The sequence below is a fragment of the Clostridium neonatale genome (assembly GCF_900465025.1).
Classification (GTDB): domain Bacteria; phylum Bacillota; class Clostridia; order Clostridiales; family Clostridiaceae; genus Clostridium; species Clostridium neonatale.
The window spans coordinates 1,816,331-1,829,165 of the sequence record NZ_UICR01000001.1 but is presented as its reverse complement, the minus strand read 5'-3'; the positions used below and the strand labels follow the sequence as shown (position 1 = coordinate 1,829,165).

10 protein-coding genes and 2 pseudogenes are annotated in these 12,835 nt (G+C 28.9%); all 12 read right to left on the bottom strand.

From position 1 onward, the window contains the following. Positions 1–61 precede the first annotated feature (61 nt). The 12 genes and pseudogenes from CNEONATNEC86_RS08420 to queA all read right to left on the bottom strand — a co-directional run bounded on the left by CNEONATNEC86_RS08420 (position 62) and on the right by queA (position 12,719). Positions 62–1,489 (bottom strand): coproporphyrinogen III oxidase, encoded by a 1,428-nt coding sequence (locus CNEONATNEC86_RS08420; protein ID WP_125148917.1) that lies wholly within the window; start codon positions 1,487–1,489, stop codon positions 62–64. Between the two features lie 77 nt (positions 1,490–1,566). Further along, a complete protein-coding gene (locus CNEONATNEC86_RS08415) occupies positions 1,567–2,166 on the bottom strand; it encodes an MBL fold metallo-hydrolase (protein ID WP_125148916.1) in 600 nt (199 codons plus the stop codon). Between the two features lie 30 nt (positions 2,167–2,196). Then, positions 2,197–2,646, bottom strand: a complete 450-nt coding sequence (gene dtd, locus CNEONATNEC86_RS08410) for a D-aminoacyl-tRNA deacylase (protein ID WP_125148915.1) — start codon at positions 2,644–2,646, stop codon at positions 2,197–2,199. Between the two features lie 36 nt (positions 2,647–2,682). Continuing rightward, positions 2,683–4,896 carry a RelA/SpoT family protein gene (locus CNEONATNEC86_RS08405; RefSeq protein WP_058294796.1) on the bottom strand — a complete coding sequence of 738 codons (2,214 nt, stop codon included), beginning with the start codon at positions 4,894–4,896 and terminating at the stop codon, positions 2,683–2,685. 290 nt (positions 4,897–5,186) lie between these two features. Continuing rightward, positions 5,187–5,705 carry an adenine phosphoribosyltransferase gene (locus CNEONATNEC86_RS08400; protein WP_125148914.1) on the bottom strand — a complete coding sequence of 173 codons (519 nt, stop codon included), beginning with the start codon at positions 5,703–5,705 and terminating at the stop codon, positions 5,187–5,189. Positions 5,706–5,766: 61 nt separating this feature from the next. Beyond that, on the bottom strand, positions 5,767–6,633 hold the full coding sequence (locus tag CNEONATNEC86_RS08395; protein ID WP_058294794.1) for a DHH family phosphoesterase: 867 nt from the start codon (positions 6,631–6,633) through the stop codon (positions 5,767–5,769). A gap of 129 nt (positions 6,634–6,762) precedes the next feature. Then, positions 6,763–7,626: pseudogene (gene secF, locus CNEONATNEC86_RS21930) on the bottom strand (protein translocase subunit SecF); the annotation flags it as partial. A 24-nt stretch (positions 7,627–7,650) separates the two neighbouring features. Next, positions 7,651–8,898: pseudogene (gene secD / locus CNEONATNEC86_RS21925) on the bottom strand (protein translocase subunit SecD); the annotation flags it as partial. A 338-nt stretch (positions 8,899–9,236) separates the two neighbouring features. Then, the gene (locus CNEONATNEC86_RS08385) at positions 9,237–9,605 is read right to left on the bottom strand and encodes a TIGR04086 family membrane protein (RefSeq protein ID WP_058294792.1); all 369 of its coding nucleotides are present in this window, start codon (positions 9,603–9,605) and stop codon (positions 9,237–9,239) included. A gap of 61 nt (positions 9,606–9,666) precedes the next feature. Further along, the gene (yajC, locus tag CNEONATNEC86_RS08380) at positions 9,667–9,945 is read right to left on the bottom strand and encodes a preprotein translocase subunit YajC (RefSeq protein WP_058294791.1); all 279 of its coding nucleotides are present in this window, start codon (positions 9,943–9,945) and stop codon (positions 9,667–9,669) included. Between the two features lie 282 nt (positions 9,946–10,227). Then, positions 10,228–11,364 carry a tRNA guanosine(34) transglycosylase Tgt gene (gene tgt / locus CNEONATNEC86_RS08375; protein ID WP_125148912.1) on the bottom strand — a complete coding sequence of 379 codons (1,137 nt, stop codon included), beginning with the start codon at positions 11,362–11,364 and terminating at the stop codon, positions 10,228–10,230. Positions 11,365–11,693: 329 nt separating this feature from the next. Next, complete coding sequence (queA, locus tag CNEONATNEC86_RS08370; protein ID WP_125148911.1) at positions 11,694–12,719, bottom strand: tRNA preQ1(34) S-adenosylmethionine ribosyltransferase-isomerase QueA; 1,026 nt, start codon at positions 12,717–12,719, stop codon at positions 11,694–11,696. Positions 12,720–12,835: the final 116 nt, after the last annotated feature.

Sequence of the window (12,835 nt, the reverse complement as noted above, 5' to 3'; positions counted from 1 at the left end):
TTATTTAATAAGAATTTACTTTTCTATATTAATTATTAATCATAATTTTTAAAGTACCTTATCAATTATATAAAGTATCAAGAAGTCCTTTTTTACGCTTAATCATTTCATCAATTCTTCTGATATATTCATGTAAATCCTTCAAATTAGGAAATCTTTCAAGTCTATCTTCTTCTAAAAATACAACCTTGCTTACAGCTGCTGCACCAAGTGCGATTATTGTTTGCTTTTCTTCTATCATTTGAATATTATAAATGCACTCTTTTCCTTTTTTAGCATAACCTAAGTTTTCCATATTACCAACCATATTCTTTTGTCTATACATATAATATGGTGAAAGCCCTAAACTATCACCTAAATTCTTAGTTTCTGCATACATTTTTATTATTTCATCCTGCAATGTTACCTCTATCCCTTTTTTAAGAACAAAGTTTTCATACATGGCTGATCCTCTTTTTAATGCTAGACCATGAATGGTTATGCTATCTGGTTTTAATTTTATTATTTCGTTTTTAGTATTAAGGAATTCCTCATATCCTTCACCTGGAAGACCTATAATCAAATCCATATTTATATGTTCAAATCCAAGATTCCTTGCCATATTAAACTTTTCTATTATGTCTTCTGATGTATGATTTCTCCCTATAAGTTTTAATGTTTTATCGTTCATGGTTTGAGGATTTATACTTATTCTGTTTACTTTATAATCCTTCATAGTTTGAAGCTTATTTTTATTTATACTATCTGGTCTTCCACATTCAACCGTAAACTCTTTAACATTATTATCTTTAATGAAATTATCATATATTTCTTTCATAACCATAGCAAATTCTTCATCATTAACTGACGTAGGCGTTCCTCCACCAAAATATACTGACTCAATATTTAGGTTCTTTTCTTTTATATAACTGCTCATTCCATTAATTTCTTTTATAAGAGCTTCAATATATGGCATAACCATTTTTTTATGAGCTGCTATTGGATTTGCAGTAAATGAACAATATACGCATCGTGTTGGACAGAACGCCATTCCAATATATACTGCTATATTGTTCTTATCTTTATTTACAATTCTTTCTTCCGCCCTTGCCACATCTATACAAAGCTTAGCCTTATCTTCATGTGCTAAATATCTTTCTTTAAATATATTTATTACTTCTTCTTCAGTATTTCCTTCTTTTAATAATTTTAATGCTATTTTAGAAGGTCGTATTCCTATGAGTATCCCCCATGGATATATATCATTTGTTAATTCTCTAAGGCAAATAAATATAAATCTTCTAATTGAATGTTTCTTTTCCTCTGATATTTTTTCTTTCCTTTGATAATCTTTATATATAAATTTTAATGTTTCATCATCAATATATACTTTATAATCACTTTTATCTTCTTCAACAAAATCAATATTGCTCATTGAAAAATAAACATTAAACAACTGATATACTTCATATCTATATTTTAAGTCATTTAAATAAATTTTTACTTCCATTATTTCTCCTCACGCAAAGGAAGTCTGCCTAGAGTATAAAAATCACTTTATTTAGACAGACTTCTCAATTTATATTTTTATAAAAACGGATTGTATTTCTTTTCATGTTCTATTGTTGTCATATCTCCATGTCCTGGATAGACATCAACTCTGTCACCTAATGGAAGTAATTTTTCTTTTATACTATTAATAATTTCACTCATACTTCCTCCTATAAAATCAGTTCTACCTATAGATCCATTAAAAAGAGTATCTCCTGTAAATACTTTATCATTATTTAATAAGAAACAAAGTCCGCCTTTTGTATGTCCTGGAGTTTCCAAAACTTTAATGATTTCATCACCTAATTTTAAGATATCATTTTCTTTTAAATATCCAGAAGCTTTAGGTAATGTTCCAAATACAAAATCATCCTTTTCCATATATTCTTCATCAGCCTTACTAATATAAAATGGAATATTATATTTCTTTACTAAATCTATAACACCACCAACATGATCCATATGTCCATGAGTAAGTAAAATAAACTTAGGCTTTGCATTTAACTTATCTATTTGTGATATTAGTCTTTCTGAATCTCCACCTGGATCTATAATCCCACATTCTTTTGTATTTTCTTCTACTAATATATAACAGTTTGCATCATATATTCCTGCTGGAATTGCCTCAATTATCAAAACTTTCACCCTTTTCTTTAATAATATTATTTAAAACTGTCTTTTACTATCAAGTAATATAGTTACTGGTCCATCATTATTTATTTGAACTTTCATATCTGCACCAAATTCTCCTGTTTCCACTTTAAGGCCAGATCTTTTTATAATATCAACAAATTTTTCATAAAGAACTTTTGCTTCTTCTCCGCCTTTGGCCTGCATAAAATTAGGTCTTCTTCCTTTTCTACAGTCTCCGTATAATGTGAATTGTGATATTATCAAAAGCTCTCCTTTAACATCTTGAATACATAAGTTCATTTTATCATTTTCATCATGAAAAATTCTTAAGTTGATTATTTTATCTGCTACATACTGTAAATCTTCAATAGTATCATCATTACATATTCCAATGAGAACATTAAGGCCATTCTTTATTTCTCCTATGATCTTATTATCCACAGTAACGCTTGAAGATGTTACCCTTTGAATAACTGCACGCATAATTCTACTCCTCATTATTCTGATTAAGATTAAAATCTAACTATTCATTCTGTATACATCTAATACGCCTTTTAATCTTTTTATTTTTTTCATTAAATCTTGTAAACTATCTATTGATGTTATTTTTACCTTAACATTTATATATGCATAGCCTTCTTTTGCTAAATTTGCATTTACAGCACTTAATTGAAGCTTAAGATCTGTAATTACGCTCATTATATCAGCAAGAAGTCCTTCTCTATCTTCTGCTTTTACTTGAATTTCGGCAAAATAAGCAGTGCCCTTAGGTTCTCCCCAGTTTACCTCAACAACTCTATCTTTATCTGTATTAATTAGATTTTGCAAATTAATACAATCTTTTCTATGAACAGATACCCCTCTACCTTTGGTTATATATCCTAAGATATCATCACCTGGAACCGGACTACAGCATTTTGCAAATCTAATCATAAGATTACTTTCACCTTTTACTGTAATTCCTTGACTACTTGGCTGTTGTCTCAAAGATTTTGCAATCTGTTCTTCTATTGATTTATTTAAAATTTCTGTATTTTCCTTTTCTTTCGAAGTTTTATCTACACCAATTCCATTATCTTCTTTAAGCCTTGAAACAAAAGTAGATACTGCTAAGCCACCTATACCAAATAATGCATGAAAGTCTTCAATATTATGAATATTATACCTTTTAACCATTTTTTCATAAATATCACCTTTAGCTATATCTGCATAACTTACACCTTGCTTTTTAAGTTCTTTATCAAGTAATTCCTTACCTTTTAAAATATTTTCTTCCTTTTTAGCTTTTTTAAACCATAATTTAATTTTACTTTTTGATTGATTACTTTTTGCAATATTAAGCCAATCCATATTAGGACCTTTTGAATTAGGTGATGTTAATATCTCAACGATTTCTCCTGTTTTTAGAGTATAATCTAAAGGAACTATTTTCCCATTTACTTTAGCACCTACACATTTATTCCCTACATCTGTATGTATTCTATACGCAAAGTCAATAGGTGTCGCTGCCCTACATAAATTAATTACAGTACCTTTTGGTGTAAATACAAAAACTTCATCTGAAAATAAATCTATTTTAAATCCTTCAATAAATTCTTCTGCATCAGAAGTTTCTTTCTGCCATTCAAGCATATCTCTAAGCCATACAAGCTTCTTTTCAAAATCTTTTTCTTTTTCCTGTTCTGAAGTACCAGTATCACCTTCTTTATACTTCCAGTGAGCAGCTATACCATATTCTGCTGTTTTGTGCATTTCAAAAGTTCTTATTTGTATTTCAAATGTTTTACCTTGGGGTCCTATTACAGTTGTATGTAAAGATTGATACATGTTAGGTTTCGGCATAGCAATGTAATCTTTAAATCTTCCTGGTATTGGTTTATAAATTGTATGAACTATTCCAAGAACTGCATAACAATCTTTAACTGAATTAACAAGTATTCTTATAGCTGTTAAGTCAAATATCTGCTCTAAGCTCTTATTTTTTGTAACCATTTTTCTATATATACTATAGAAATGTTTTGGTCTACCATCTATATCTGCATCAATTCCTGAAGATTCAAGTTTTTCATAGAGGTCTTTTATTATATCTTTTATGTACGTTTCTCTTTCAACTCTTTTTTCTGCTATGTCTCTTACTAAATCATAATATTCTTTTTCATGCAAATATCTAAAGCATAAATCTTCAAGTTCCCATTTTATCTTAGACATGCCTAATCTATGTGCAAGCGGAGCATATATATCTAATGTTTCCTTTGCCTTATTTTTCTGCTTATTGACAGGCATATATTTAAGAGTTCTCATATTATGTAATCTATCTGCAAGCTTTATTATGATAACTCTTATATCTTTAGCCATAGCAAGAAGCATCTTTCTTACATTATCAGCTTGTTGCTCTTCTTTTGTTTTATATTCCATTTCACCTAATTTGGTAAGCTTAGTTACACCTTCAACAAGATTGGCAATTTCTTCATTAAAAAGTTTTACTGTATCTTCATAAGAACATTCAGTATCCTCTATAACATCATGTAACAATCCTGCTACAATCGTATTTGTATCCATGCCCATATCAGCTAAAATTTCAGCTACTGCTAATGGATGTATTATATAAGGTTCACCTGATTCTCTTTTTTGTTCTTTATGAGCATTTTCTGCAAAATAGTATGCTTTTTTAACCATTTCAATGTCAACATTATGACAATTCTTCTGGATTTTTTCTAATAATTCATCAATCATAAGGATTTGCTCTCCTTCTACAAATTATAAATATATAAGTAAATCAAAGGCTGGTATGTAAAACCAGCCCTACCATTCTAATAATTAATAATTATATATTATTTTCGAATTATTTTCAATAATGTAATCAATCATAGGTATTTAAATTTATTCAACTTATTTTTCTTTTATATTTTATCATTTTATAAAATAGTATATTGATATATTATTTTATCATTATATAGATTTATAAATAAAATAAGTTACTTAAAAATAGAAATTGGTATTCTACTTTTAAATAACTTATTTTATTAAAATTCATATTTAGTTAATGAATATACATCATATCCTTCTAATTTCTTTTTACCTTCTAATCCTGTAAGCTCTATAACAAAATCTAATGAAACTACTACTCCCCCTGCACTTTCAACAAGATCAGCAACCGCTTTTATAGTTCCACCAGTAGCTAATAAGTCATCAACTATTGCAACTCTTTGTCCTGGCTTTATTGCATCCTTATGTATTTGTAATTCATCTTGACCATATTCCAAATCATATTTCATTGATATAGTTTCATAAGGTAATTTCCCTGGTTTTCTTACTGGAACAAAACCTACACCTAATGCATAAGCAACTGGAACTCCAAAAATAAAACCTCTAGCTTCTGGTCCAACCACAAGGTCTATTTCCTTATCTTTTAAATAAGTAACTATTTCATCAATTGAAGCCTTTAATCCATCTCCATCCCCAATTAATGTAGTTATATCTTTAAAACTTATACCTTCTTTAGGGAAATTTTCAATCACTCTTATTTTTTCTTTAAAATCCATGTTAATTCCTCCACAACCTGCATTTTAACAAGATTAATATAATAATATTAGCAAACTTTTGCTAATTGCTTAAAACTTTGTTCTTTTTCAATCTGTATAAGTATTTAACAATTTGATTTGATCTATCTTTATCATTTGTTGTTAAAAGTTCTAATACTATTCTAGCATTATCAGTCACTCCAACAGCTCCTATTGGTGGCACTAGAAAATCTATTATCGTATCAACGCCATCATTATCAAATTCCTCTATTTTGTTAAATTCTATTATTGATCTTAACCCATTATTATTAGTATTTACTAAAAACTTATTTCCCTCTTTAATAAACACTTCATTTTCACCTTTAGATGTTACATTAGACCATTTTACCCCTATAAGTATTAGATCTAAATATTTATTAATACTTTTCATATTATAATATATAGAAATAGCTTGCATTAATTTAAATGCCAATCCACTTGTTGATAAATTTTTATATTTGTACTGACACCCTTTTTGATTAGGATTAATATATATGTAGTCATCTACGAGATCACTTACTTCATTTTCAAGAATAATTAAATCTATACCAAGCTTTTTACATAGTTCAACTTCATCTTTTGATTTTAATCCTACACCCAAAGTAATAAGGAGCTCAGCACCTAAAAAATCTACATTTTCTTTAATATCTTTTGAATTTATTCTAGCATCATTATCTTGTCTATCATATATTAAATACTCAACATCTGCATTTAAATATCTCAGCAAAAGAATCAGTGATGATACTGCACAAATTCCATCAACATTATATGTACCATAAATGACAATTTTTTGTCTATTATTAATAGCTAAAGCTAATCTATTAATTGCTCTCTTCATACCTTTAAGTTCAAACGGGTCATATCCAGTAATATAATTTGGACAATATATACTTTCCCAGAATTTACGCACGGCTTCTTCCTCCATAAAATTAGAAAACAAATATATTATATATGATTCTAACCATTTTTACAATTACTTTATTAAAAAATTAAAAACCTCCAATAATAATGCTAGAGGTTTTTAATATTCTACCAGTAATTATATACCTTGCAACTTTTTCTTAGGGGATTTATTAAATTTTTCTTTCAATAATACCCATATTGGTGAAGCTATGAATATTGAAGAATATGCCCCTGCTGCTATACCTACTATAAGAGGTGTAGAGAATTCTCTAACTGTTGGCACAAATATATTAACTGCAGTTATTGTTATAAGCGTTGACGCAGATGTATATATTGATCTCTTTAATGTATCATTTATTCCTTTATTCGCTATTTCAGTTGGAACAGCTCTTCTCATCTTCCTAGAATCTTCTCTTATTCTATCAAATATTACTATTGTGTCATTAATTGAGTAGCCAATAACTGTTAAGATAGCTGCAATAAACGGAGTATTAACAGGCACCCTAAAAATAGCATAAAAACTAATTGTAAGTAAAACATCATGTATTACAGCAATTACAGCTGCACTACCAAATTTAAACTCAAATCTTATTCCAACATATATAAGTATCATTAAAAATGCTGCGAGTACTGCCAATACAGAACTTCTTGTTAATTCTTTTCCTATAGATGCACCTATTTCGTCTTGAGATACTAAAGCACTATCCTCTAAATTATACTTTTCTTTTAAATCATTCATTATTTTAGATACTTTAGAACTATCTAAATCCTTTGATTTTATTTCGTATTCATTTTTATCGGATATACTTGTTACTGCATCTTTAGCATATGATTTAACTATTGAATCCAACTCTTCCTTGTTTGCATTGTCATTAACTTGTATTGTTACCTCAGTTCCACCAAGAAAATCTAAACCATAGTTTAATCCTTTAAAACACATAGTTCCAAGCCCAATAACTATTATAATTGCTGACATGCAAATCCATATTTTTGATTTTCCAATTATATCAAAGACTACTCTCTTCTTTTCTTTTTGGCTTACTCCAAAATGTGATAATTTTTTCAATATTCCCATTTCAACAGCTAAATTAGTAAGCACTTTTGTTACTACTAATGCAGTAAATAAACTTACTAAAATACCTATCATAAGAGTAATAGCAAACCCTTTTACTGATCCTGACCCTATAAAATATAAGATCAAAGCAGAAAGAATAGTTGTTACATTCGAATCTACTATTGAAGAAAGTGCATGTTCTGATCCTGCCTTAACAGCTGATCTTACTGATAATCCCTTTCTCAATTCATCTTTAGTTCTTTCATAGATTAATATATTAGCATCAACTGCCATACCAATGGTTAGCAGCAATGCGGCTATTCCCGGAAGGGTTAATGTCACTCCTATTTCTGCAAAAATGAATAATATTAACAATATATATAATGTTAATGCTATGTCTGCTATAATACCTTGAACTCTATAAATTGCTATCATTAAAACAAAAATTAGTCCAACACCAACAACAGCAGCTTTCATAGCATTAGGAAGAGCTTCTTGTCCAAGTTGTGCTCCAACATTCTTAACAGAAACAGCTTTCACTGTAACTGGAAGAGCTCCTGAGTTGATTATTCCTGCAAGTTTTTTATTTTCTTCTAATGTCTTTGTTCCTGTTATACTAGCTCTGCCATCTGTAATTTGAGTTTGTACTGTTGGAGATATTAAAAGTTCATCATCCATATAAATTGAAATCGCTTGGCCTATATATTTTTTAGTTGCTTCTGCAAATTTCTTTTGCCCTTCGGCATTTAGTTCCAGTCCGACTTCTGAACCACCATTATTTTGATTTAATTGTGCTGTTGCATTTTTTATGTCTTTACCTGTTAATATTTCTTCTCCATCAGGTCCTTTAAATACTAAATTACCTGATTTTCCCAAGCTTTCTACAAGACCATTTGAATCACTATATCCAGGGATGTCAACTCTTATTCTCTTATCCCCTTCTGTAGTAACTACTGTTTCAGCAACTCCAAGAGAATTGACTCTAAGTTCAAGATGCTGCTTAGTATTTTCCAGCTGCTCTCTAGTTACATTATCTTGTTGTATTTCCATTAATACAGAAACACCACCTTGTAAGTCAAGACCTTTTGTTATCACTTTATCAAAAGATTTAAATTCATATCCACCTAGAATAAAACCTTTAAATCCTGCAAAAGCTAAAAATCCAATTACAGCTACTATCAAAACAAATAGTACTGAACTTTTGCTTTTTTTCTTCATGTTGATCCCCTCCACGTATTATGTCTTTGCTTCACTAGTAAACTTAATACTATTTGTTTTGAAGCTTTCGTTCATTTATTAACATTTTATATTGTTATGTAACCAAAACAATATTTAAAATTAAGAAATATAAAAATATATTGCAACTTTTATAATTCTTAATTTTAAACTTTTTTTATCATACAATCAATACATTGTTCATTATAGCACACTATAATTTCTTAATAAAGTATTTATTATCCTTATAATATATAATTATAAATTCTTACCAAATCGTTTTTCTTTGATATTAAGCTTATGTAAATATGTTATAAATTTCAAATGTTATCTTATCACTTTTATAAATTTATACCTAGCATTCCTGCTAATGTTCCAATAGTCATTGCAATTGCTAATTTTGCTAATTCAAATAATTTAAATGATAATTCTCCACTTAATAAACATGACAAAATGAATAACACTAAATAATAGCCTATTGCTACTCCAAATCCTACAAGCCATCCTTTTGATTCATTTTTCTTTGCTCCAATTATAGCGCCTATGCTTAAAGCAATTAATGAAATGATTACATATAACATATTAAATATACTTTCACTGAACACAAACTTCGTCATTATGGCCGAAAGAATTACTACACCTACAAGACTAAGTAATATTGATCCAACAGTTCCTTTACACACTGATTTTAAATATTTATTTTTTTCCATAAAAATAACACCTCCTAGTATATCATTTTATGAAATATAGAGAGGTATTATGATAATTTTATTATTCGTTTGTTGCTTTATAAGCTATTCCACTTTTATCTAACTTAATCTTTGTTTTAGCAGAACTTGTTTCAATTGTAACACTTTTATCATCTATATGAGATATCTTACCTATAATTCCACCTCTAGTTACAATTTCATCATTTACTTTTAATTCATCAACCATAGATTGATATTTTTTCTTTCTTTTCTTTTCTGGAACAATTAATAAGAAATAGAAAATTATAAACATTAATATGATAGGTCCAATGTTTATAAGTAATGTCATAAAATTATTCATTTTGCACCTCCAAGGTTATTCTTATTGGATTCTTAGTTTCCATGATAAATAGTTTATAGGTATTATGAACTAATATCAACATTATTTAACCACTGTTAACTATTTGTTCATATATTTATTATATACTACCAAAAATAGTTTTTAAATTCCATTGTAATTAATCACAAATAAATTATCATTACATTTATAATATATTAGCCATTAATATATATTTTATACAAAAGATGTATTGGAACAATTTAATTCTAATACATCTTTTTATTATATCATTAGCAAAAAATATTATTTATTTCCCCATGATTTTAATTTTTCTTCTTTAAATTCTTCAAAGCATCCATCATCAATAGCATCTCTTATTTCAGCCATTAATTTATTATAGAAGTATAAATTATGTAATACACAAAGTCTCATTGCAAGCATTTCTTTTGCTTTAAATAAATGTCTTATATATGCTCTTGTATAATGCTTACAAGCAGGACATTCGCAGCCTTCTTCTATAGGTTTTTTATCAAGTTCATATTTTGCATTCATTAAATTAAGCTTTCCTTCTTTTGTATACACATTACCATGCCTTCCATTTCTGGCTGGAAGTACACAATCAAAGAAATCTACGCCTCGAGACACAGCCTCTAAAATATTCTCAGGTGTTCCAACTCCCATTAAATATATCGGTTTATCTTCTGGAAGATGTGGTACAACTGCATCTATTATTCTATACATATCCTCATGACTTTCTCCAACTGCAAGGCCTCCAATAGCATATCCATCCAAGTCCAATTTTGTTATTTCCTTAGCATGTGCTATTCTAATATCTTCATAAGTCCCACCTTGGTTTATACCAAATAACATTTGCTCTTTATTTATAGTATCCGGCATTGAATTTAATCTATCCATCTCTTTTTTACATCTTTCAAGCCATCTTGTTGTTCTTGCTACAGAATTTTCTACATATTCTCTAGTTGATGGATTTGGAATGCATTCGTCAAATGCCATTGCAATAGTAGAAGCAAGATTACTTTGAATTTGCATAGATTCCTCTGGTCCCATAAATATTTTCTTACCATCTATGTGAGAATTAAAGTAAACACCTTCTTCTTTTATCTTTCTCATTGCTGAAAGTGAAAACACTTGGAATCCACCTGAATCTGTAAGAATTGGTCTATCCCAATTCATAAATTCATGCAATCCACCTAATTCCCTAACAACTTTATCAGTAGGCCTTAAGTGAAGATGGTATGTATTAGATAGTTCAACTTGACATCCAATTTCTTTTAAATCCATACTTGATACAGCACCTTTTATAGCTGCCAATGTACCAACATTCATAAATACAGGGGTTTGTATTGTACCATGAGGAGTTTCAAACTGCCCTCTTCTTGCCTTTCCATCTTTTTTTAACAGTGTATATCTTTTGCTCATAAGCGACACCTCTTATTCTTAGTATTTTATATAAACGGTTAATGTCACCTCACCGATTTTTTTCAATTCACAATGCACAATGCACGATTCACAATTAATGATGAAACGCATTGCCTTTCTTTAAATATATTTTGGTTCATCCTGAAATTTTGCCATAAATAATACTCTACATCACTTATATGCCTATTTACTTGGTTTTGAATAAAGAATTGATGTTGAAAAATCACCTTTCACAAAATTCTGTGATGAACCTATATTTTTTTAAAAATTCCTCTAAGGAATTTCATCCTGAATTGTGAATTTTGAATTGTGAACTGTGAATTGTTGAATTATTTTATAAACATAGCATCTCCAAATGAGAAGAATCTATATTTTTCTTTTACTGCTTCTTCATACGCTTTCATTGTATGCTCTTTACCTGCAAGTGTAGAAACAAGCATAATTAAAGTTGATTCTGGCAAATGGAAATTTGTTATTAGTCTATCTACTACCTTAAACTTATATCCAGGATAGATAAATATATTAGTCCATCCACTTTGTTCTTTTACAAAGCCATTTTCATCTCCAATAGTTTCAAGTGTTCTTGTAGATGTTGTACCAACAGAAATTACTTTATTTCCTCTTTTTTTAGTTTCATTTATTATATCTGCACTTTCTTTAGATAGAATATAAAACTCTGAATGCATTTCATGTTCTTCTATCTTTTCAACTTTTACTGGTCTAAATGTTCCAAGACCTACATGTAAAGTCAAATAAACAATCTTTACACCTTTTTCTTTTATTTGCTCTAATAATTCTTTTGTAAAGTGCAGTCCTGCTGTTGGTGCTGCTGCTGATCCATTTTCTTTTGAATAAACAGTTTGATATCTTTCTTTATCTTCAAGTTTTTCATGAATATATGGTGGAAGCGGCATTTCCCCCAATGAATCTAATACTTCTTCAAATATTCCCTTATAATAAAATTCTACAATTCTATTTCCATTTTCCAAAACTTCTACTACTTCTGCCTTAAGCTTACCTTCACCAAATGAAAACCTTCTGCCTTCTCTAGCTGACTTTCCTGGCTTAGCTAAGCATTCCCACTTATCTCCTTCTATTCTCTTAAGTAAAAGGAATTCTATTTTTCCTCCAGTCTTTTCCTTTTCACCAATAAGTCTTGCAGGCATTACTCTAGTATTATTTAACACTAGAGTATCACCTTTATTTAAATACTCTATGATATCATGAAAAGTTCTATGAGTAATTTCTCCACTTTCTTTGTCTAGCACCATAAGTCTTGAAGTATCTCTTTTTTCTAATGGGTGCTGGGCTATTAGTTCCTCTGGTAAATAAAAATAAAAATCTTTTACGTCCATAATATATTATCTCCTTTTTTAATGGGCAATAAACAATCTACATTTAACATTCGTTAATACTTCAATAACACAAAGTTATTGCTTATACTATAATTGTCACCTGTCAACTGTCAACT

What these genes read in the sequence shown, in the direction of transcription:
- dtd (WP_125148915.1), bottom strand. Translation starts at nt 2,646, where the DNA reads ATGCGTGCAGTTATTCAAAGGGTAACATCTTCAAGCGTTACTGTGGAT.
- CNEONATNEC86_RS08420 (WP_125148917.1), bottom strand. Translation starts at nt 1,489, where the DNA reads ATGGAAGTAAAAATTTATTTAAATGACTTAAAATATAGATATGAAGTA.
- CNEONATNEC86_RS08400 (WP_125148914.1), bottom strand. Translation starts at nt 5,705, where the DNA reads ATGGATTTTAAAGAAAAAATAAGAGTGATTGAAAATTTCCCTAAAGAA.
- tgt (WP_125148912.1), bottom strand. Translation starts at nt 11,364, where the DNA reads ATGAGCAAAAGATATACACTGTTAAAAAAAGATGGAAAGGCAAGAAGA.
- CNEONATNEC86_RS08405 (WP_058294796.1), bottom strand. Translation starts at nt 4,896, where the DNA reads ATGATTGATGAATTATTAGAAAAAATCCAGAAGAATTGTCATAATGTT.
- CNEONATNEC86_RS08385 (WP_058294792.1), bottom strand. Translation starts at nt 9,605, where the DNA reads ATGGAAAAAAATAAATATTTAAAATCAGTGTGTAAAGGAACTGTTGGA.
- yajC (WP_058294791.1), bottom strand. Translation starts at nt 9,945, where the DNA reads ATGAATAATTTTATGACATTACTTATAAACATTGGACCTATCATATTA.
- queA (WP_125148911.1), bottom strand. Translation starts at nt 12,719, where the DNA reads ATGGACGTAAAAGATTTTTATTTTTATTTACCAGAGGAACTAATAGCC.